Origin of the sequence: Bacillus haimaensis (assembly GCF_048270625.1) — a bacterium.
In the GTDB taxonomy this organism is placed as follows: Bacteria; Bacillota; Bacilli; order Bacillales; family Bacillaceae_I; genus Sutcliffiella_A; species Sutcliffiella_A haimaensis.
Genome location: NZ_CP158164.1, coordinates 1,615,707 through 1,636,631, shown reverse-complemented (window position 1 = coordinate 1,636,631; position 20,925 = coordinate 1,615,707). Strand labels below are relative to the sequence as shown.

At 40.6% G+C, this 20,925-nt stretch carries 20 protein-coding genes; 3 read left to right on the top strand and 17 right to left on the bottom strand.

Features of this window, described 5'->3' with window-relative positions:
* Positions 1 to 38 precede the first annotated feature (38 nt).
* Positions 39 to 905 carry an alpha/beta hydrolase gene (locus ABN702_RS08365; RefSeq protein WP_417900243.1) on the bottom strand — a complete coding sequence of 289 codons (867 nt, stop codon included), beginning with the start codon at positions 903 to 905 and terminating at the stop codon, positions 39 to 41.
* 92 nt (positions 906 to 997) lie between these two features.
* Between ABN702_RS08365 and ABN702_RS08360 the strand changes: the two genes are divergently transcribed.
* Positions 998 to 1,555, top strand: coding sequence for a YhcN/YlaJ family sporulation lipoprotein (locus ABN702_RS08360; protein WP_417900861.1), 558 nt, complete (start codon positions 998 to 1,000; stop codon positions 1,553 to 1,555).
* Positions 1,556 to 1,591: 36 nt separating this feature from the next.
* Here the strand turns inward: ABN702_RS08360 and ABN702_RS08355 are convergent, their stop codons facing one another.
* The 10 genes from ABN702_RS08355 to ABN702_RS08310 form a co-directional block, all read right to left on the bottom strand.
* Positions 1,592 to 2,785, bottom strand: coding sequence for a toxic anion resistance protein (locus ABN702_RS08355; protein ID WP_417900242.1), 1,194 nt, complete (start codon positions 2,783 to 2,785; stop codon positions 1,592 to 1,594).
* A gap of 14 nt (positions 2,786 to 2,799) precedes the next feature.
* Positions 2,800 to 3,423 (bottom strand): 5-bromo-4-chloroindolyl phosphate hydrolysis family protein, encoded by a 624-nt coding sequence (locus tag ABN702_RS08350; protein WP_417900241.1) that lies wholly within the window; start codon positions 3,421 to 3,423, stop codon positions 2,800 to 2,802.
* Between the two features lie 163 nt (positions 3,424 to 3,586).
* The gene (locus tag ABN702_RS08345; RefSeq protein WP_417900240.1) at positions 3,587 to 5,002 is read right to left on the bottom strand and encodes an NAD-dependent succinate-semialdehyde dehydrogenase; all 1,416 of its coding nucleotides are present in this window, start codon (positions 5,000 to 5,002) and stop codon (positions 3,587 to 3,589) included.
* Positions 5,003 to 5,098: 96 nt separating this feature from the next.
* On the bottom strand, positions 5,099 to 6,301 hold the full coding sequence (locus tag ABN702_RS08340; RefSeq protein ID WP_417900239.1) for an MFS transporter: 1,203 nt from the start codon (positions 6,299 to 6,301) through the stop codon (positions 5,099 to 5,101).
* A gap of 247 nt (positions 6,302 to 6,548) precedes the next feature.
* Positions 6,549 to 6,905, bottom strand: a complete 357-nt coding sequence (locus ABN702_RS08335; protein ID WP_417900238.1) for a hypothetical protein — start codon at positions 6,903 to 6,905, stop codon at positions 6,549 to 6,551.
* 53 nt (positions 6,906 to 6,958) lie between these two features.
* Positions 6,959 to 7,531 carry a phosphatase PAP2 family protein gene (locus ABN702_RS08330; RefSeq protein WP_417900237.1) on the bottom strand — a complete coding sequence of 191 codons (573 nt, stop codon included), beginning with the start codon at positions 7,529 to 7,531 and terminating at the stop codon, positions 6,959 to 6,961.
* 148 nt (positions 7,532 to 7,679) lie between these two features.
* Positions 7,680 to 9,602 (bottom strand): vWA domain-containing protein, encoded by a 1,923-nt coding sequence (locus ABN702_RS08325; protein ID WP_417900236.1) that lies wholly within the window; start codon positions 9,600 to 9,602, stop codon positions 7,680 to 7,682.
* A gap of 11 nt (positions 9,603 to 9,613) precedes the next feature.
* On the bottom strand, positions 9,614 to 10,489 hold the full coding sequence (locus ABN702_RS08320; RefSeq protein WP_417900235.1) for an ATP-binding protein: 876 nt from the start codon (positions 10,487 to 10,489) through the stop codon (positions 9,614 to 9,616).
* Between the two features lie 128 nt (positions 10,490 to 10,617).
* Entirely contained in the window at positions 10,618 to 11,400 is a 783-nt protein-coding gene (locus ABN702_RS08315) for a TerC family protein (protein ID WP_417900234.1), read from the bottom strand.
* A gap of 270 nt (positions 11,401 to 11,670) precedes the next feature.
* Positions 11,671 to 12,609, bottom strand: a complete 939-nt coding sequence (locus ABN702_RS08310; protein WP_417900233.1) for a beta-propeller fold lactonase family protein — start codon at positions 12,607 to 12,609, stop codon at positions 11,671 to 11,673.
* A gap of 168 nt (positions 12,610 to 12,777) precedes the next feature.
* Here ABN702_RS08310 and ABN702_RS08305 point away from each other — a divergent pair, with 168 nt between their 5' ends.
* Together ABN702_RS08305 and ABN702_RS08300 are read left to right on the top strand one after the other, a co-directional pair.
* Positions 12,778 to 14,145, top strand: a complete 1,368-nt coding sequence (locus ABN702_RS08305; protein WP_417900232.1) for an MATE family efflux transporter — start codon at positions 12,778 to 12,780, stop codon at positions 14,143 to 14,145.
* A 109-nt stretch (positions 14,146 to 14,254) separates the two neighbouring features.
* Complete coding sequence (locus ABN702_RS08300) at positions 14,255 to 14,638, top strand: hypothetical protein (RefSeq protein WP_417900231.1); 384 nt, start codon at positions 14,255 to 14,257, stop codon at positions 14,636 to 14,638.
* Positions 14,639 to 14,695: 57 nt separating this feature from the next.
* Here ABN702_RS08300 and ABN702_RS08295 read toward each other — a convergent pair whose 3' ends face one another.
* The 6 genes from ABN702_RS08295 to hppD all read right to left on the bottom strand — a co-directional run bounded on the left by ABN702_RS08295 (position 14,696) and on the right by hppD (position 20,884).
* Positions 14,696 to 15,490: a CAP domain-containing protein gene (locus ABN702_RS08295; protein ID WP_417900230.1), complete on the bottom strand. Its 795-nt coding sequence runs from the start codon at positions 15,488 to 15,490 to the stop codon at positions 14,696 to 14,698.
* Positions 15,491 to 15,891: 401 nt separating this feature from the next.
* Entirely contained in the window at positions 15,892 to 17,043 is a 1,152-nt protein-coding gene (locus tag ABN702_RS08290) for a homogentisate 1,2-dioxygenase (RefSeq protein ID WP_417900229.1), read from the bottom strand.
* Positions 17,044 to 17,059: 16 nt separating this feature from the next.
* Positions 17,060 to 17,971, bottom strand: a complete 912-nt coding sequence (locus tag ABN702_RS08285; protein WP_417900228.1) for a fumarylacetoacetate hydrolase family protein — start codon at positions 17,969 to 17,971, stop codon at positions 17,060 to 17,062.
* Between the two features lies 1 nt (position 17,972).
* Complete coding sequence (locus tag ABN702_RS08280) at positions 17,973 to 18,590, bottom strand: flavin reductase family protein (RefSeq protein ID WP_417900227.1); 618 nt, start codon at positions 18,588 to 18,590, stop codon at positions 17,973 to 17,975.
* The gene (gene hisC, locus ABN702_RS08275; protein ID WP_417900226.1) at positions 18,587 to 19,702 is read right to left on the bottom strand and encodes a histidinol-phosphate transaminase; all 1,116 of its coding nucleotides are present in this window, start codon (positions 19,700 to 19,702) and stop codon (positions 18,587 to 18,589) included. The genes ABN702_RS08280 and hisC overlap by 4 nt, the downstream gene beginning before the upstream one ends.
* 63 nt (positions 19,703 to 19,765) lie before the next feature.
* Entirely contained in the window at positions 19,766 to 20,884 is a 1,119-nt protein-coding gene (gene hppD, locus ABN702_RS08270) for a 4-hydroxyphenylpyruvate dioxygenase (protein WP_417900225.1), read from the bottom strand.
* Positions 20,885 to 20,925 lie beyond the last annotated feature (41 nt).

The window sequence follows — 20,925 nt, the reverse complement described above, 5'->3', positions numbered from 1 at the left end:
TCCACCTTTTTAATTTATGTACTTCCCTATTATTACCCTTAAATCTTGGAAAGCAAAATACTTTTTATACAGTTATAACAAATGGAGCGAATTTCCTCCGCTTCATTGAATAGTTGATGATTCCCTCCATCAATCAATGTCGCTTTACTATCAGGAAAAAGATCAAGTAAAAATGAAATATTAAACCGCCAATCAACCGTTGTATCCTTATTACCCTGTATCAGGTACAATCTCTTCTTCTGAATCGGATATTGAAAGACCGTCTCGTGCCATTTTGATAGGGAAACAATCCAATTGGTCGGTACTGTGTCAAATTGTAGTGGGTCATTCTTCACAAAATCCAGATAATTTTTATTTGAAGCATTTTTTCTGTATTTTCTTTTGATGGATTTTATCCTATTCCCTAACAGTTTAACCCCTATCCTTGAAAATGACCATAAATAAGGCTTAATTAGTGGTGCAACAAGGATAACCTTTTCAAAAAGAGGCGGATGATGAAGAAGATATTCCGTAATGATGGAGCAGCCTGTACTATGACCAATAATATAATATTTCCTGTTTTCCATAGGTTCACTTGAAGCAGTTATCACACAATTCAAAGCATGTACATATTCTTCAAAACCCCCGATATCGCCTCTCGGTCCATAGGAATTCCCATGTCCAGGTAAATCGAACGTAATGACAGAAAAGGAGTTTGAAACAAGAAATCGTATGAGAAGCGAAAGAGATCCTGAATGATCCAAATATCCATGTACTAAAAAAATGGTACCTTTTGATTCACACGGAATAAAGGATTGCTTAAATATCTCTCCATAATCTGTAGAAATGAATTGTGAATGGTGAAATGAAGATAAATCGGATAGATCATATTGTTTTAAATAGGCTTCTTTTTCGAATACAGACATACTGTCATTCCTTATCATCTTTTATGTTCATCACTAGTTTAACCTAAAGATTGTATAAAGTTCCTTCATTTGAAGAATTCTAACTGTAATTGATGAGGAAAGAGGTGAAAAAGGTGAACATTAAAGGCATTTTTGTTACTGGACTTGCATTTACTATGCTAGCAACTGGTTGTGGAAATGTAGATGATTATGGTGCTGCAAATAGAAACGCCCCGAACGATTCTCTGAATGTCAATTATGACCAGATGGGCCGTTATAATAGGCCGGAAAATGTTCGTAATAACATTAACCCAAGAAGGGTTAATGATGCGAACGAACCAAGAATGGCTATTGCAGACCGTGCAGCAGATAAAGTAACTGACTTGAAGGAAGTGGAAACCTGCAATGTCATTGTGACAGATGATAATGCATATGTTGCAGCTGTTCTTAAAAATGGTGAAGATGAGCTTTCGCAAGATGTAGAACGCAAAATCGCTGATCAAGTTCGTAAAGCAGACCCGGATATAGACGATGTATTCGTCTCCGTTAATCCTGATTTTATAGATCGTATGGATGGTTATGCAAACGACTTGCGTTCAGGTAGACCAATAAGAGGAATGTTTGATGAATTTACGGAAACCGTTCAACGTATATTCCCTACAAACAGATAACATCACAGAAAATAAGAGAGAGGTTAGGACCTCTCTCTATTTTTTCGCTTTTGAACGTACATTTAACAGTTTGTCTTTTAATTCGTTTTCCATTTGTACAAGCTCCAGCTCTACCTGTTGACGTTTTTGTCGACCTTCCTGTTGAATCTGGAGTGTTTCTTCCAAAGTTTCAATCAGGTTTTCCTGTGTTTTCTTCAGCGTTTCAATATCAACAAGTCCTCGCTCGTTTTCTTTTGCAGCAGAAATGGTATTCTGTTTCAGCATTTCGGAATTTCTGAGCAACAGTTCATTGGTTGTTTCAGAAACATTTTTCTGAGTATCCACGGCTTTTTGCTGGTTATAGAGGGATACGGCAATGACAAGTTGGTTCTTCCATAGCGGAATAGCTGTCAGGATTGATGATTGGATCCTCTCGACCAATGTCTGATTCGTATGTTGAATCATCCTAATTTGCGGAGCCATTTGCAACGTTATCTGTCTGCTGATTTTTAAATCATGTGTACGTTTTTGGAGGCGGTCCGCAAATTGCATCATGTCACTAACCGCTTGCACATCCATCTGATCATTGGTGGAACGTGCTTTTCTTTCCATCTCAGGTATAATATTCGCCTGAATATCCTCGAGCTTGTGCTCTGCTGCTGCAATATATACATTCAATGCCTGAAAGTAATCTTTGTTTTTATCATACAATGACTCGAGCATAATATTATCGCGCTGCAGCACTTTTTTAAAGCTTTCCAGCTGATCGGCAATTTTGTCGATTTCAAACCCAATTTTGCGGTATTTTGCAAAAAGCTGATTCACTGAATTATTGACACTACCGAAAATCTTGCTAAAAAATCCTTTCTTTTGCGGTTCGAGTTCCCCTGGCTTCACCTCTTTGATTTTTCGCATCAAATCTGAAACCACTTCTCCAACAGGTCCTGCATCCTTCGCCTGAACATGGGAAAGGATGGAATTCGAAAAGGTAGAAAGCTCGTTCTGCGCTGTAATACCATAGGAAGAAATGGCATGCTGGTCATTGGGGTCTATTTGCTTGGCAATTTCCATCGCTCTAAGCTTCAGGTCCTCTGAAAGGCTATCCATCACTTTTTCCCTTTTTGGCTCTGCTTGCTGCTCTGCCTGAGTTGCCACTTCATTTTCCATCGCAGGATTGGAAAAAGGATTGCTAAGCAGGTCATTTAATGTATCGTTTTTGATTTTTTCATCTAATTTCTCTTTATTATTCATCTTTTCACCTCATATTACTTCTTGTCTATTGAAAGAGATTGCTGATTCATAAGTTTAATTTCCGTGTTCAGGTTGTTCATATCACCAGCAAGAACCACCATCAATTCCTTTTCCATGTTACGCTCCATCTGTTTAAGTGCATTCTCCGTCTCTCTCAAGGCTGCTGATACTTCATGTGTTCTTACAGGTTGAGATAGTAATTGTACATACTTTTCGGCAATGATTGCGGATGAATCCAAATGCTGATGAAAAAAGGTCTGGGCACTTCGATAACGGATTGGTTCTTTTTCCACCATTTTAATAATTTTATGTGATATTTTATAGAGCTTCGTTATATTCTGGTAGACAAAAATGCTTCTCACTTTAAATCTGTTACTATTCAATTTTTGCAGCTTCGTTTTCGCATCCTTGATCTGCGCAAGAACATATTTCTTCTCTTTCCTTTCCACTTTATCCAATTCGTCCTGAGGCAATAATTTTCGCTTCAGAAGCCAGTAGCTAAGCAGAAATCCGGCAAAAGCACCGAGCACACCCAATTGGACTTGATTTCCAGTTGAGAAAAATACGATCACAAAAGACATAATCGCTATATTGGAAGAAGCAACAAAAATAAATGCTTGCTTAAAAAATCGTTTCATCCTCTCACTCCTCGCCCTTTCCTTTAGGCATATCATTCGTATAATTCATATACGAATAGCTAGAGAAAAAGTTTCATTTAGCTTATCTTCATTATATATGATTTTTGCATATAAAAAAAAGCCTAACCCTCTTCATGTCGAGTTAGGCTGAAAAAATTGTTTTTCAGATTCCGATAGATACATATTTTACTTCCAAATACTCTTCCAACCCATGGTGCCCGCCTTCACGACCGATTCCGCTTTCCTTCAGTCCACCGAATGGTGCCTGTGCTGTTGATGGAGCCCCATCATTAACACCGATGATGCCATATTCCAATGCTTCAGTAACCCGATACATTCTGCCCAGATTCTCCGTATAGATATAGGCTGCCAGACCATATGGGGAATTATTTGCTCTTTCCAGCACTTCCACTTCTTCTTTAAAAGTACTGATTGGCGCCAACGGACCAAACGTTTCCTCCTGCATACAGATCATATCATCCTTCACATTGGACAATACGGTCGGCTCCATAAAAGTTTTCTCCATCACACTGCCACCAAAGGAAACTTCTGCACCTTTTCTTTTGGCATCCTCGATATGCTCCTGAACCTTTTCCAGGGCATCCCGGTCAATCAAAGGCCCGATATCAATGCCTCTTTCCAGGCCATTTCCAACCTTCAACTTCGAAACTTCCTCAACAAAGAGGGAGGTGAATGATTCTGCCACTTTTTCGTGAACATATACTCTGTTCGCACAAATGCAAGTCTGACCTGCATTCCGGTATTTTGATTGAATAAGCCCCTTTGCCGCCTTTTCAAGATCGGCGTCCTCGAATACGATAAACGGTGCATGTCCTCCCAGCTCCAGAGAAAGCTTCTTTACCGTATCGGATGCCATTTTCATCAGCTTTTTCCCTACTTCCGTCGATCCGGTAAACGTAAGCTTCTTCACTTTATTGCTTTTCATCAACGTTTCTCCAATGAGACTGGATTTACCCGTGACCACCTGTATCACACCCTTAGGGATTCCTGCTTCATGTGCATACTTGGCAAGAAGCAGTGCGGTTAACGGTGTCTGGCTGGCCGGTTTGACAATTACCGTACACCCTGCTGCAAGAGCAGGAGCGACTTTACGTGTGATCATGGCTGCTGGAAAATTCCAAGGAGTAATGGCCGCAACCACGCCAACCGGCTGCTTTTGAATCAGGATCCGTTTATTTTCATGTGTTGCTGGCATGGTTTCCCCATAGATTCTTTTTGCTTCCTCTTTATACCAATCTACAAAGTTATTCGCATACATGACTTCTCCAAGAGCTTCCTTGAATGGTTTGCCTTGTTCCTTCGTTAATGTTTCAGCGATACTCTTTTTGTTTTCATCCAATAATTGATACCACTTATCCAAGAGATCAGCCCGTTCGTATGCGGTTTTTTTTCTCCAGGATCGAAAAGCGTCAGACGCGTTCTCAATTGCCTGCTCCAGCTGCTCCTCGCTTATACTGGGAACCGTGCCAATCACTTCATCAGTCGCTGGATTTGTTACCTCTATCTCTTTATCCGACTGGACCCACTCACCATTTATGTACATTGAAAACTTCTCCATAGTGATACCTCCTTCAAATACTGATAATCATATCTAATATATTCACTATCTTTCTCTCATTCCCTCTAGAAACAAGAAAAAAACACCCTAATGACATCAAGGTGTTTTCTGATGTGCAATTTTCATCGGCTGCCTGAATAGCTTTAATCCGTACATCGTTATAAGCGTCAACGATAGGAATCCAAATACAAGTGCCATCATCTGCAATCCGATTGTATCAAGGAATAATCCTGTACCTAGAAGCACTACTTGGAACATGACCCGATCGAGCATATTTCGGAAAGAAAAGAAACGGCCATGGTACTCTTTCGGGATTTTCGTCTGGAAGATAGTAGCCGCAATCGGGAAAAAGCAGCCCACAGCCAAACCGAATATGCCAAATGAAATGAGTGTCATGATTTTGATATCCGCAAAGAACAGAGACAAATGAGCCAAAGCGATCAGTGTAACGAAAATAAACATCAACTGAACCATGTTATGATCATTTGATAGCTTTTTCACTGCAAATGCACCGATCATGAAACAAATACCTTCTATTGTGTATATTAGACTCTTGATGGCCTGATCATCCTGTATTTCACTTATGTTGATGACTACCAGATTAAATCCGCCAATAAACAGGAATGGAACTATAGTCAATATCAAGACAGTAAGGGCAATTGGAGTTTCCCTAAGCACAGGCATAATTTCCTTGAAACTGCCAGATCCCTTTCCATCCTTTTTCCGCTCTTCTGCTGTCTTATCCTCAAAATTGAGAAGAAACGTTGACAAGAAAAGGATTCCGTAAGCAACCATGGAAGCCAGATATAAAGAAGAAAGACTCATTATGACGAGCATCGCCCCTGCCAAAGCAGTTCCTGCAATTCTTGATACGGTGGAAACATTCATATGGACGCCGTTCATTTGCAAAAGGTCCTTTTCCGGAACGATAAGCGGAATGGACGACTGCAGTGCCGGAAAATAGAATGCTGCAGAAAGCTGTATTGCAATCATGAATATAATCATATAAAGAATGGATTGATATTCAATTGCTAAAAACATGAAGCATACACTAAGCATTCGTCCGAAGCCTGAATAGATCATCACTTTTTTCTTGCTGTAGGAATCTATTATTTTTCCTGCCAATGGTCCCACAAGAACACCAGCGAGGAGACCAATAAATAGAATCAGAGATTTTGCAAAGTCTGATGGCACGTGAGCTTGCATAAACTCTAGATTTCCTATGATTCCTGTCCAAAGTCCGATACCTGCGATAAATTCTCCCATTAAGATAATCCATACATTTTTATTTTTCCACATGTTGTGTTCCCCTATTTCCTATAATAATAGTAAAATCATAACACGGTTAAATTCTTTTCGCCACACGAAGTTTTTTAAAAAAAGAAAAAACGGGATTTGCTCCCGTTTTTACTGTTTTACTTTATATTCTTTTGATGTACCGTCGGCTAATGTGACTTCCAACTCGAATTCCGTATAGTCTTTTTCCAAACCGAAGACTTCAAGGACTGTGTTACCACCTCTTGCTCATCTGAGTTTGCATCTATCTTTAGCTGCTCAAGCAAAGGGGATAATTCCTTGTATGCCCATCACCCTTTGAGGTCTTATCATTCAAGGTGTCCTTTATTTCCGCTTCGTATTCCGCTTCATACTTATTATAATCCTTATATTCAACATCCAAATCAAATTTTGTGAAGGTCTGTCCTGTATGTGTTTCTTGATCTTGGTTGAGACCTTCTTCTGCTGTATTTTCATCTCCTGGTGCCTGGGTTTCATCTTGTGCAGGGGCATTTTCAGGTGGTGCAGACATATTATCGTTGTCTGTGCCACAACCTGAAACTATAGCGGCAGACAGTAGTATGGACAATGCTGATAAAACTGCTTTTAATGAAAGAAATCTTTTCATCAAGTTTCCTCCTCCATGAATTTACAGGTTATTTTATCCATTTGATAGTGAAATTACCCATTTTCAAAAAATTTCACCTCATGACTTTTGCTTCTTAGTTTTGTCCATATCCCGATTAGTAATGTCAACCATGCAGCCCCGGCTAAATATCCTGCCAACACATCCAATGGATAGTGTACACCCAAATAGATTCTGCTCAGCCCAATCAACAAGATAATTATCGATGCTAAAAACACTGTAAAGATCTTAATTTTTCTTTGATGGGCTATCATAAGTACTAGAAATGCAATCATCCCATAGGTAGCCATGGAATTCATGGCATGACCACTGGGAAAGCTGTAAAAGTTAGCATCAACTAGATGTTCGAGACTCGGCCTTTGCCTCTGGTAGATACCCTTCATACATGTATTGAGAAGGCGGACACCTACTATATTTACCCAAACAGCCATGATGGCAAAATGATATCTTTTTACGAGTAAATAGATGGAAACTACTAACATAGCTGGGTATAGGAAGTTTCTTGACCCTATAAAGGATAAGAAAATAAAAAACGAATCCAGATCCCAAAACTGATACCCATACCTTCCCCATTGGCTATCAAGACTTACCACTGACTGAAATTCCAACAAGTATCCCAACATTAAAAACAAAAGGCATAATAGGATACTGCATAGAAATAAATACTTTGCTTGAATGTTTATTTCCTTCACCTCAATCCTGACTCATAAAAAAAGCTAACTTACCCTAATAGGTATAGTTAGCCAATATCTTTCTTTATAAACTTTTAAGAAGCAATTTTTTCAAAAGCGGGAATAGCACATCAGGAAGTTCCTCTATATTTGGAACCAGGATGCTGTATTTTCCATACATGTTTTGGATTGTTTTTACCTGGCTTTCCTCGATTTCACCATTGCTGAGGAAAACGTTGATAACCTCAATGCCACTTTTTCGTGCATCCATCACTGCTTGATGTGTATCCACAATTCCATTTTGTTCATATTGCATCGCTGCAGGCTCCCCGTCAGAAAAAACCAGCAGGAATTTCTGTTTTTCACTTCTGCTTAACAGCCGTTTTGTCATATGACGAATTGCGTATCCATCGCGATTGTCCTCTTCCGGTTCCAATTGGAGGATCTCAGGACCCGATTTATTCTTCATGCTTGTTGAAAAATCAATCACTGTCTTGAAAAAATTAGGTTGGCTTGTTGAGGTGGCATCATTTGTGTCTTCCCAAAAACCGACCACTTCATGAGGAACGAACACCGATTTAAGCGCTTCGTGAAACAACGTTATTCCAAATTTGGTCTGCTCCATTTTATCGAACATGGAGGCGGAACAGTCTACAAGCAAGGTGAAAACAGCATCAATCTCAATGGAAGGGTTATCCCTCTTATAGAACATTTTGGGATTTTTGTCCACAAACCACGGAAGCAGCTTTTTGCTTAACCTGCCGAACGCCAGTTCACTTCTGGGCAGGATTTTCTTATGCTCCAGCGTCTTCTGGATTAGCTGCTTCAGTTTCTTTTGATAGGCGGAGATGAACAGTTTATATTCTTCATAATTGTTCTTTTGCTCTATCGTAACAGGAGAAGGGCTTAGGAATACAGGGTAGGCATATTTATTCTCCTTCCCGAATTCCACAATCGAACCCCCTTCCTTCTTCTCCTCATTTTGCCGGACATCCATGGCTTCAATCGAGGAATAGTCATTTTTATTGGTTTGTTTACTAGACCCTTGGACATATCCCATCGCCTGGTCTCCGTCTTCCCCTTCACGGCCACCTTCGCCCATCAGGTCCATTTTCGTACCCTGCTCCAGATCAAACTGCAAAAAGCTCTGGGAGTTGGACTCGGATTCTCTATGCCAGGTTGGAAGCTTATCCTCATGAATTTCTTCGTCTTCCGTTTCTTTCTCTTTTTTATCGTCGTTTTTCAATTCGCTTTTCCGCTTTAGATCATCAAATGTCTGATTATCCTTCATTTCTTCTTTTTCCATGAAATCAGGCAAAAGAAAATACATATTGAGCATATCCCTGTCCAAAAGGTCATCCAGAACCTCCACGATATTCAGACAGATTCTTTCTATTTCTGAGGTTGAGTTTGCTTCATAACATTTTGAAGCCTCTGCTCTTAAATATGATAGGGCGGGATCTATCTCATTACTGATAAAAGGAATCTCCTCCAACGGATTATCAGTCGTTAAAAGGAGATACAGCAGGTTATATAACGCATCTGTTGTAATGGTCCTATCAAGATTTACCTTTAACTGACTCCGAAAATACTTTCGATATTCCGCCCTCCTTACGAGAAAGGATCGAGTGGTGCCAGGTCTTTCCCTTTTACATATCTCCTCAAGGCGCAAATCTTCCAACAACATAAAAAGTTGCCTGCTGAAACTGAATAAATGAGAAGTCCTGCTTTTAGTCATGAAACGGGAAACGCTGGAAAAATCCGTATGTGGGATGGTTCCGACGCTCCTCAAATAAACATCACTTTTCAACCCATGCATCTTTTCGGCATGAGGGTGGTTATCCCAGAAAAGACTGATAAACAATGTATTCTCATATGGATCATAGTAGGATTTGAATGCATAGGCCACTTCCAAGCTTTCTTTTTTTGCCAGTGATACTGCAAGATCGGCAAGCTCCATAAACAGGAAGGAATCAATTTTCTTATCGTTGAAAATAATAGGTCTCAATTGACCAACCCTCAATCAAACAGAGTCTGGGCAACATTGTGTACTGCTGCCTTCTCACGTTCATCTTCCAGCTTTTCCATGATCCCTCTTTTAATGGCGCGAAGTGGTGGGATATAGACGCTCAAATCGCATGTATCCAGTAATGCACGAACAGATGCAGCTTCTTCAGACAATTGACCATTCCTTACTAAAGCAATTAGGTCAGATGAAAGCGTGACGAATTTTTCCAGCAGTTTCTCATCTTTCAACTGGGATTGTTCACGGAGAACATGCAACAGGACTTCCCCTTGGATATAAGGAACATCGATGACGACAAAACGATTTTTAAGGGCTTCATTTAGTGGTACCGTTCCCACATAGCCTTCGTTGATCGCCGCTATGACTCCGAAATCTGATTGCGCAGTCACCACTTCACCCGTAAATGGATTGGTAATGGTTTTGCGGTAGTCGAGAACGCCATTCAGGATTGGCAAAGTTTCCGGCTTGGCCATATTGATTTCATCTATATATAACAAATGACCTTCCTTCATGGACTCAATAACCGGCCCTGGAACAAACTCAATGGATGCATGCCCTTCTATATTCTGAATCGTTTTAAATCCTAGTAGTGCCTCTGCATCAAGGTCCACGGAACAGTTGATACTATGCATAGGCTTTTGGAAGATGGAGGATAAGGTTTCTGCAAGCTTCGTTTTGCCTGAACCTGTAGGGCCCTTCAACAGTACATTTTTACCTAGTGACAGGGCAATGATTGCATCAAAGATGATGCTCTCATCAGAGGCTGTGTATCCTCCTTTACCTATCAGATTTGATCTACTGGCAACCGCTATTGGGCGGTTAATTTTTCCTTGGATATCACTTGGAAGGCTATTTATATTAAACAACATATTAACTCCCTTTCTATGTAGAGGATATGGTATTACTATTGTTACACAAACTAGAAAAAAGCTGCTGACAAAGTATTGTCAACAGCTTAGCTTTATTATAGCAGTATATGTGATTCACATAAAGTAATTTACTTGATGCTATCTACTTCCTGAACATTTTTCTTCTTTCCGGAAATGATCCATGCACCAACCGCAATACCGATCAGGACAACCCAGAACATCGTCTTAAATAATGGAGAATGAGGGAAGTGGTGTGGCAATACGCCGACACTTGGATGTGCAAGTGTAAACACCAATAACTTGAATCCTACCCAACCTACAATGACAAATGCAGCAGTTTCCAAGCTCGGGCGCTCTTTTAGAAGCTTCACGAACATTGTTGCCGCGAATCGCATAATGACTACTCCAATAAATCCACCAAGGAAAATGATGATAAACTGTCCACCATCTATTCCACCGATTTGAGGAAGATTTGTCTGGGGCAAAGTCAGTGCAAGAGCGAATGCTGCTAAAATGGAATCCACTGCAAAAGCGATGTCTGCAATTTCAACCTTCAAAACTGTCATCCAGAAACCAGATGCTTTCTCCGGCTTATCCACCGCGACCGCAGTTTCCGCTCTGTGGACGACAAATCTGCGCCATAAGTGATTAATTGCGATAAATAACAAGTAAGCTGCACCAATTGCTTGAACCTGCCATATAGTAACAAGAAATGAAATAATGAATAAGGACCCTAGTCTAAATACTAATGCTCCGGCCAAGCCGTAAAATAATGCCTTTTTTCTTTGTTCTTCCGGCAAATGCTTTACCATGATGGCAAGTACCAGCGCATTGTCTGCTGCCAGTATACCTTCAAGTCCAATCAGGACAAGAAGTACCCAACCATACTCCAATAACAACTGAAGTTCCATTTTTTCTCCTCCTAATTACAAAAGCCTCTACCTGATCGTAGGCAAAGGCTTTTTATACAACATAAAAAGACCTTCACCTAGACCTGTGTTAAGTTTAGGCAAAGGTCTTGCTAACAACGGAATCGTTGCCAATAAAGCCGGTGGCTGGTGAACAGTCACGTAATGACGGCAATATTGTTTTCATAGCTACTCCCCTTTGATGGGCTTGTAAGTATATAATTTTAATATATTACTATTCTAGTAGCAACTCTTCATCATGTCAAGACATAGTTAAATGTCGGTTGTGTGATCTGCTTGTAAAAATGCGATACCATCAGGGTGTATCCCAACATTAATTTTTTCAACCTCTTGCATTATATGCATATCAATGATGGAAATATCGTTGGTCTTATTGTTTGCAACATAAGCTAACGTTCCATCCTGATTGAAGACCGTCCCACCTGGCCAGACACCCACCCGGATCCGCTTCACTTCCCAAGGGCGTACATTCCCCTTCAATTCATGTTCCGTATCGATAATGGACAAGTCCCCCGATTCGCGATTCGGAATCAAAGCATATTTTCCATCCGGGGAAAAGACGATTCTAATTGGTACATGTCCAATTCTACGTTTGTATTTCAGTTCATAATTTTCAGCATCCAATATAAATAAGGTGTCATCCTCCTGATTAGCTACATAAATGTCCTTACCATTTGGATGAACCGCTACGCCTTCCGGTCCCTTACCAACAGGAAAATGGCTTGAAATCTCTTCCGTTTCAGCATCAATCACTGTTATGGTATGGCTGCCGATATTCGGTATGTAAAGGTTCTTCCCATCAGGGGAAACAGCTACCATATGCGAGTGCTTCTGATCTGTAGATAGGATTTTCGTAATTTCGTCTGTCTCCGTGTCAAAAATGAATACTTTTTCACTGAAGGTGCTTGCCATATAAAGCTTCTTACCATCATTGGATAATCCAAGTCCATGTGGAAACTGGAAATCGGGATGCTCTAACCGCTTTTCTATTTCAAATGTTTCATTGTTCATGATATTCATTTTATTACCTTGGGAACAGGTGATGTACGTCTTTTTACCATCATGTGAAACAATTATTTCATGTGGGTTATAATCCGTTTCAACAGTCTTTATCGTTGCTTTAGTTTCTGTACATACAATGGATACAGTATCTTCATCTTTGTTTAGTACCAATAGATATCCCTTTGTCATATCTATCTCTCACTCCTTTACGTCATGCATAACCATATTACTATATCATATCTTTCGAAAAAGTAGCATTATTCAGACTATCATTGGTTCAATTTATTTCTGTCCTCTAAATAATTCGGTTATGGTATAATCACCTAATTACAATGAAATAGAAGGATAGTGAATCGAATGAGACAAGTATTCTCCTACCAAGAACGCATAAAACTATTCATAAAAATTGTCATTCCCATCCTGGTCACCCAAATCGGGCTATTTTCCATGAACCTTTTCGATATTATGATGACTGGAAATGTCGGCGCCCAAGATCTCGCAGGTGTTGCCATAGGAGCCGGTCTATGGGTACCTGTATTTACAGGATTAAGCGGAATTCTCCTCTCCATGACTCCTATAGTCGCTCAGCTGGTTGGAGCGAAAAGAACCGAGAGTGTCCCCTTTTCCCTTACACAAGGTATGTATGTCGCAATTGCCATGAGTCTTTTGGTACTTTCCGTCGGAGCAATATTCATGGATCCCATACTTCAAAGTATGAACCTTGAAACCGAAGTGCGGTATGTTGCAAAACACTATTTGATTGCCCTGGGTTTTGGGGTCATCCCTCTATTTTGCTATACTGTCATACGCTGTTTTATCGATGCGCTTGGACATACCCGAATTTCAATGATCATTACCTTGCTATCTCTTCCGACTAATGTAGTGCTCAACTATTTGCTGATTTTCGGTAAATTTGGCCTGCCTCAATTGGGAGGCGTTGGAGCTGGTATTGCATCTGCCATTACGTATTGGGTGATTTTGATCATTTCACTTTTTATTGTGCTGAAAAAGAAGCCGTTCACTCAATTCACTCTATTTAAAGTGTTATATCCCGTTTCTTTTACAAAATGGAAGGAAATTTTATTAATCGGCGTACCGATAGGATTATCGATTTTCTTTGAAACGAGTATATTCTCTGCAGTTACACTACTGATGAGCTCCTTCGATACGGTGACAATCGCCTCTCATCAGGTTGCGTTGAATTTTGCTTCCCTGCTTTATATGATCCCATTAAGCATATCGATGGCTTTAACCATTCTGGTCGGTTTCGAAGTTGGTGCCAATAGAATCAAAGATGCAAAGCAATACACCATTATCGGGGTAGTTTCTGCTGTGGCTTTATCATCCATGTGCGCCATTTTCCTGTTTTTCTTCAAGGCAGAAGTGGCGGGACTTTATACGAAGGATGCAGAAGTCATTGCCTTGACAACGTCCTTTTTACTGTATGCGATTTTCTTTCAACTTTCAGATGCCATTGCTGCTCCGATACAAGGTGCGTTGCGAGGATTCAAAGACGTAAATGTTACCTTTATCATAGCCCTTATCTCTTATTGGGTCATCGGTCTGCCAGTTGGATATCTGCTAGCCAACTACACGGACTTGGGTGCATTCGGGTATTGGCTGGGACTTATCAGCGGTTTGGCAGCCGGTGCAATCGGACTTGCATGGCGACTGTCCATTGTCCAGAAAAATCATCTGAATTTCCAATCTCAGAAAGCAAGCTGATAAGTTGGGAATCACACTATTCTTATAGGAATAATAGCAGGAATTTGTAGTTTCTTGTCGAATAAAGTAGATAAAATGATATTAACTACAATTTATGAGGAGATCTTATATGAATAGCTATGATTTTAATAAAGCGGTTTCTGTTCTTGATTTCTTTCAACAGGAATTAAATGTGCTCATCAGTCAACTGACAAAATATGAAGAAACACAATATGGTGAAAAATCCCTATTGCAAGCTGAAATAAAGCAACAATTCAAATATGTGAAAGATGAGTTGAAAAAGCAGATAAAAGTACTTATCGAATTTGATGCAAATGCCTTGGTTGTCGAGTATCTTCTTCCTCCCTTATGTGTGGCCTCGACACATTTCCAGGATATCGGCATCAATAGGATCAATCCAAACAGCATTCACAAGGTAAGGCAGCTTGCACTGAAAGCTAACGGATTTATCCATAAGTATCATTCTCAGCTTGAAAATGATCAATTAGGATAAACCTAAAATCGCATAGTAAAAAGGCAGCCAAATTGGCTGCCTTTTTTTCATCACATATTATTTACCGATGAACATTTGAGTCCAGTAGTTACCATCTTCAACATGACCTACACCAATATGAGTAAACTCACCATTCATGATGTTCGCACGGTGCCCTTCGGAATTCATCCATGCATTCACCACTTCTTCTGGAGATTGCTGACCCATCGCAATGTTTTCACCTGCAGTGCGGTACTCCACTCCGAATTGCTTCATCATATCAAACGGAGATCCGTAAGTTGGGCTGTTATGAGCGAAGTAGTTGTTCTTCTTCATATCATTGGACTTTTCTTTTGCTACTTTGCTTAATTCTTCATCAAGCTCAAGTGGTGCCAAGCCTTGCTTTGCACGTTCAGCATTAGTAAGTTCTACTACTTTCTTTTCGAATTCACTTACTGCACTTGCTGTTTGTTCTGTTTTATTCTCTGCTGGCGCTTCAGCTTGCTGTTGTGGTGCAGGTTGCTGTGGTGCAGGAGTTGCTTCTGCTGCAGGTTTTTCTTCTGCTTTAGGAGCTTCTACTGCTGCAGCAGGCTTTTGTTCTTGTTGTTTTTGTGGTGCTTCTGCTTTAGCTGGCGCTTGTCCTTGACCAAACTGTACTTTTACACCAAATTTGCTTTCGAGATCTTTTATATAGTTATCTAAAAATGCTTTCGCATCTTCTTGATTATTAAAAATTTGTACATTTGAACCTAAGTCGCACGTAGGCTTTGAAGGTGCATTTCCTTCAGCCTTTGCATTCATGCCGAATGGTGCTGCTGTTAATACCGCTGCTGTAGTGACAGCTGTTAATAATGATTTTTTGTTAAGTTTCATAGGTGAAATTCCCCCTTGAAAATTTTTTGTAGTGTTTTTTGCTACACGAAAATCATATCATGGGTTTTATGTAATATTACTGGGTAATTTTAGAAAATGAGTGACGCCATTTTACATAAAAATTCCAAAAAGCGATGCACACCAATCCTGACAAGACATTGTAAGTTAACTTAACCTTCATCAGTTACGAACAGTTTTTCCATAATCACCCAGCATATATATATTATTCTAGTAAAATAGTATTGACATGTATTTTTTATAGCCTCAAATATTACAAAAGAGCCAATAGGATTACAGATTTTACGCAAAACCAGGTTTCTGTAACATGAATAGGAAAAACCAAGCTTCCTTCCGAATGCATGTTTTCTCGCATTTGGAAGAAGCCTGGTTCACCGTATCGCTTATTTTTCTATCCAGGTAAACATATAGTTCTTATCTTCAATATCTTGCGCTTTTTTCACAATTTTTAAAGGTTTGAACGTATCAATCATGACTGCAAGCTCCAATGTTTCCTTTTTACCGATGCTTGCTTCTGTTGTTCCAGGATGAGGACCATGTGGGATTCCTGAAGGATGCAAGGTAATAGAACCTATTTCTATGCCTTTACGGCTCATAAAATTCCCTTCAACATAGTAAAGAAGTTCATCACTGTTCACATTACTATGGTAGTAAGGGGCAGGAATTGCCTCGGGATGATAGTCATAGAGCCTTGGCACAAAGGAGCAGACGACAAAATTATGGCCTTCAAAGGTTTGATGAACAGGAGGCGGCTGATGCACTCGGCCGGTGATTGGCTCAAAATCTTCAATATTAAATACCCAAGGATACAGATACCCGTCCCAACCGACGACATCCAATGGATGGTGCCCGAGAATGTGGGAGTGCATAAAGCCTCGTGATTTGGTAAGTACCTCATATTCCCTTTTTTCAATATAGGTTTCCAATACCTCTGGACCGCGGAAATCCCTTTCGCAGAATGGACTATGCTCTAATAACTGACCATATTCATTTCGATATCTCCTTGGTGTAGTCAGCTGGCTGAAGGACTCGATAAACAAGATCTTCGTTTCCTCAGCTGGCAACACTCGATAGATTGTCCCGATAGGAATGGTTACATAATCCCCAGGTCGATAGGTCAAAGTCCCGAACATCGTTTCCACTTTTCCTGAACCGTAATGGATGAATAATAGCTCATCTCCATCACCATTTCGATAATAGCTTTTCATTTCCTCTGTAACGAGTGCTGTTCCAATCAGCAGATCACTGTTTCCGAGCAGATACTCCCTGGCATCCAATGCGTTTCCACTTTTTTCGATCGAAGTTGTTTTTAAATGACGGTGATTCAATGCAGTATGCTCTTCATATTCAGGAAGATAGCTGTACAAAACTTCTGATTTCACCACTTCCGTCGGCAAAAAATGATGATAGAGGATGGACTGTGACCCTGAAAATCCTTTCGTACCCATCACTTGTTCCCGAAAAAGAGTACCATCTTCTTTTTTAAACATCGTATGCCGCTTATGTGGAATGTCTCCCATTTTCCGATAATACATTTTACACCCCTCCTACCTATTTGATGGTATTGACCAGTTTTCCAAGTCCGGTAATGGATAATTCCACCGTGTCTCCAGCTTTTAACCAGCGATGGACATCCGTTCCAAGCTCCAATATACAGCCAGTGCCGACTGTTCCTGAACCGATTACTTCCCCAGGGTACAACGTCACATCCGCGGAAGCCCGTTCAATCATCTCGGCAAATGTATAATGAATCTGATGGAAGTTCCCATACGACAGCTGTATTCCATTGACACTGGCCGTCATGGTTAAATCATATCTGTCATTCTTTTTATATCTTTCCAATTCTTCCTTGGTCACAATAGATGGACCGAGTGTTGTGGCAAAGTCCTTCCCCTTGGCTGGTCCGAGCCCCACTTTCATCTCTTTCGCTTGAAGGTCCCTTGCGCTCCAGTCGTTCATGATGCAATACCCAAAAATATGGGATTCCGCCTCTTCAGCTTTTATGTTTTTTCCTTGTTTCCCTATAATGCAGGCTATTTCCAATTCGTAATCGAGCCAGTCACATTGGTCGGGCTTTTCGATATAATCAGCAGGTCCCTTTATTGCTAAATGATTGGTGAAATAGAAAACGGGAACTTCATACCACTCGGGAATGACCTCTAGTCCCCTTTTTGCCCTTGCAGTTTTCACATGTTCCTCAAACGCATAGAAATCCCTTACACTTACAGGCCTTGGTAATGGAGAGAGAAGCCGAACCTCATTGAGCGAATAGCGGCCTTCTTTACTTTGAGCTCGAACTGTCTCATGGACGATGTCAGCAAAGCTTTCGTGTTGCTCAATAAAAGTCAGCATGTCTCTTGGCAGTTTGCCTTTTGATGCCTCATGCATATCGACAGCATGGTCCCCATCAAGCCATCCTGCACGCTGTTCCCCATTGTCTTTGATAAAGCTTATATATTTCATGTTAATCGCCTCTTTTGCGGATTAGCTCAAACATATCACTAGTTGCCCTGGAGTACATATTACCTGCCATTCTTCCGACAGGATTCAATTTTTTTGTATCAATTTTGCCCTCATAATATAGATCATCCGCGATATGTACCATTTCGACTTTTCCGATCACCAAACTTCCTGCACCAGGTTCATCTCCGAAATGCAACACTTCATGTAAGGCACACTCAAGCTGGACACTGCTTTCCTTCACTCTTGGCGATGAAATCATCTGACTATCCTCTTTTGTAAAACCGGACTCATGAAACTCATCCACTTCACTTGGGAATTCAGTGGCTGTGATATTCATCTTTTCCACCATTTCTTCGCTCACAATATTGATGACAAATTCACGTGTAGCCTCAATGTTTTCGAGTGTGTCTTTTTTCGCCCCGTCTCCACCCCTTCTCATCGGGGAAAAACAGACGAGCATCGGATCTGCGCATATGGCAGTAAAGAAACTGAAAGGTGCAATGTTTGCTATTCCTTCTTTATTAATAGTGGAAACAAGGGCTATGGGTCTTGGTAAGATGGAACCGACTAATAATTTATAGGCATCTTTCCATTCGAGACTGCTTGGCTGAACATTCATGAAACCCCACCATTCCTCTTCTCTATATTTTTGAGGCATTTGATAAAATAGTGATTGTCCTGCATGGAACTGATTGTAACCCTAATTGCATTTGGGTACCCAAGTGCAGCGCCGGATTTAACAAGGAGACCATGCTTCAACAACTCTCTGCAAACAATGTCACCTGGCTGTCCGGTGTGGATCATCATGAAATTGGCCTGAGTATGAAAGAATGGGTATCCCATCTTGGTAAGCTCCGATTCCAGTAAGTGCTTCCCCTCTTCGTTTCTCTCCACACATTCCAAACGGAACTTCTGATCCTCAAGCGCCACGATAGCTGCCGCCTGGGCAAGCTGGTTCACATTGAACACCTCTTTGACCTTGTTCAGTTCCGAGGCAATATAGGGATCCATCATTCCATAACCGATTCTTAGACCAGCAAGTCCATACACTTTTGAAAACGTCCGCAGAATCACCAGATTACTGTATTTCTTTAAGTATGTAACAGACTGAAGATACTCCTCACTTGTTGCATACTCGTAGTACGCTTCATCAAGAACAATCAATATATGTTCAGGGACCTTTGCAATAAAATGCTCTAACTTCTTTTTCTCCACAATCGTTCCAGTGGGATTGTTGGGATTGCAAACGAAAATAAGCTTGGTTTTCTCCGTAATGCTTGCGAGCATCCTATCCAGGTCATGTGTTCCATCAATCAGCGGGACCAGAACTGGCCGGCCTCCTTCAATGGTTACATTGGTTTTATACCTTGGAAAGGTGATTTCCGCCATTACAGCTTCATCTCCCGCATTCAGAAAGGCCCTCAATAAAAGACGGATGATTTCATCGGAACCATTTCCGATGAAAAGCTGATCACTTTTTACGTTCAGAAATTCCGCCAATTTGGTGGTAAGCAATCTCGCCGATCCGTCCGGATATGTAAATAAATGATCAAGTTGATGTGTCAGATGGTTTTTCACTTGTGCGGAACACCCAAAGACATTTTCAATTTCCGATAAATTGATGATGCTTGGCAAACCCATTTCTTTTTGCAGATCATAGACACTTTTTCCCAATGGATAGGCAGTCACCATCTGTAGAATTTCCCTGCTCTTCACTTTCACTGCCATCATTTATCCCCCTTTTAAAAAAAGGAGGGCTGGATACCTCCTTTTTTCTGTGAAGCTTATATAATCTTATAGATTTCCTCTTAGTTCCTGTTCTCTTTCGATGGATTCAAACAATGCCTTGAAGTTTCCTTCTCCAAACCCTTTGGCACCTTTTCGCTGAATCACTTCTATGAATAGAGTTGGTCTATCCACAATCGGCTTGGTGAAAATCTGAAGCAGATATCCTTCGTCGTCACGATCAACCAGGATGCTCAATTCACGAAGCTTGGCAATCTCTTCATCGATCTCTCCAACTCGTTCGGATAGCATTTCATAGTACGTATCAGGTGTGTTCAGAAATTCCACGCCGTTCTCTTTCAGTTTGCTGACCGTTTGTACAATGTCTTCCGTAAGTATGGCAATATGCTGAACTCCTGCCCCATTATAGAATTCAAGATACTCCTCGATCTGAGATTTTCTTTTTCCTTCTGCAGGCTCATTGATTGGAAACTTGATACGACCGCCATTGTGCATCACTTTTGACATCAATGCAGAATACTCCGTGTTGATATCCTTATCCGTAAAATGAGTCATTTCCTTGAAGCCCATCACCTTTTCGTAATAAGCAACCCATTCCTCCATACTCTCAACATTCCCAACTACATGGTCGATGCCGATGATTCCTGCATCCTTAACTGGAGTGGAGTTCTTATACGCTCTGAAACCAGGCATGAATACACCAGAATAATTCTTTCTCTCCACCAGAGTATGGATTGTATCGCCATATGTACCAATGACAGCTTTTTTGATGCTTCCATTCTCATCTGTCAGTTCCTGTGGAGGTTGCAGGGCAATGGCACCTCTTTCAACGGCAGTGTTGTAAGCCTTTTCAACATCATCCACCAAAAGAGCAATATCCTTCACGCCATCTCCATGCTTTTTTACAAACTCCGATATTCTTGTATCCTGCTTGAGAGAACCGGAAATAACTAGACGCACATTACGCTGTTTCAAAACGTAGGAGACATTCTCCCTGTTGCCTGTTTCAAGACCGGAATAGGCGATTGGTTCAAAACCGAATGCAGTGGTAAAAAAATGGGCGGCCTGTTTTGCATTTCCTGTATAGATTTCCAAGTAATCGACATCTCTTACAGGAAAGAAATCTTCTGTTTGTGGTTGGTTTTGCATCGCTTTTTTTTCGTTCATTTTGACCCCTCCAAATATATTGAAAAATATTTTTATTCTGA

Coding starts and splice junctions, on each gene's coding strand:
- ABN702_RS08285 (WP_417900228.1), bottom strand. CDS start 17,971: ATGAAATATATAAGCTTTATCAAAGACAATGGGGAACAGCGTGCAGGA.
- ABN702_RS08280 (WP_417900227.1), bottom strand. CDS start 18,590: ATGAATGTTCAGCCAAGCAGTCTCGAATGGAAAGATGCCTATAAATTA.
- ABN702_RS08320 (WP_417900235.1), bottom strand. CDS start 10,489: ATGTTGTTTAATATAAATAGCCTTCCAAGTGATATCCAAGGAAAAATT.
- ABN702_RS08290 (WP_417900229.1), bottom strand. CDS start 17,043: ATGTATTATCGGAAAATGGGAGACATTCCACATAAGCGGCATACGATG.
- hppD (WP_417900225.1), bottom strand. CDS start 20,884: ATGAACGAAAAAAAAGCGATGCAAAACCAACCACAAACAGAAGATTTC.
- ABN702_RS08305 (WP_417900232.1), top strand. CDS start 12,778: ATGAGACAAGTATTCTCCTACCAAGAACGCATAAAACTATTCATAAAA.
- ABN702_RS08335 (WP_417900238.1), bottom strand. CDS start 6,905: ATGAAAAGATTTCTTTCATTAAAAGCAGTTTTATCAGCATTGTCCATA.
- ABN702_RS08295 (WP_417900230.1), bottom strand. CDS start 15,490: ATGAAACTTAACAAAAAATCATTATTAACAGCTGTCACTACAGCAGCG.
- ABN702_RS08365 (WP_417900243.1), bottom strand. CDS start 905: ATGTCTGTATTCGAAAAAGAAGCCTATTTAAAACAATATGATCTATCC.
- ABN702_RS08310 (WP_417900233.1), bottom strand. CDS start 12,609: ATGACAAAGGGATATCTATTGGTACTAAACAAAGATGAAGATACTGTA.
- ABN702_RS08350 (WP_417900241.1), bottom strand. CDS start 3,423: ATGAAACGATTTTTTAAGCAAGCATTTATTTTTGTTGCTTCTTCCAAT.
- ABN702_RS08355 (WP_417900242.1), bottom strand. CDS start 2,785: ATGAATAATAAAGAGAAATTAGATGAAAAAATCAAAAACGATACATTA.
- ABN702_RS08360 (WP_417900861.1), top strand. CDS start 998: ATGAGGAAAGAGGTGAAAAAGGTGAACATTAAAGGCATTTTTGTTACT.
- hisC (WP_417900226.1), bottom strand. CDS start 19,702: ATGATGGCAGTGAAAGTGAAGAGCAGGGAAATTCTACAGATGGTGACT.
- ABN702_RS08300 (WP_417900231.1), top strand. CDS start 14,255: ATGAATAGCTATGATTTTAATAAAGCGGTTTCTGTTCTTGATTTCTTT.
- ABN702_RS08315 (WP_417900234.1), bottom strand. CDS start 11,400: ATGGAACTTCAGTTGTTATTGGAGTATGGTTGGGTACTTCTTGTCCTG.
- ABN702_RS08340 (WP_417900239.1), bottom strand. CDS start 6,301: ATGTGGAAAAATAAAAATGTATGGATTATCTTAATGGGAGAATTTATC.
- ABN702_RS08345 (WP_417900240.1), bottom strand. CDS start 5,002: ATGGAGAAGTTTTCAATGTACATAAATGGTGAGTGGGTCCAGTCGGAT.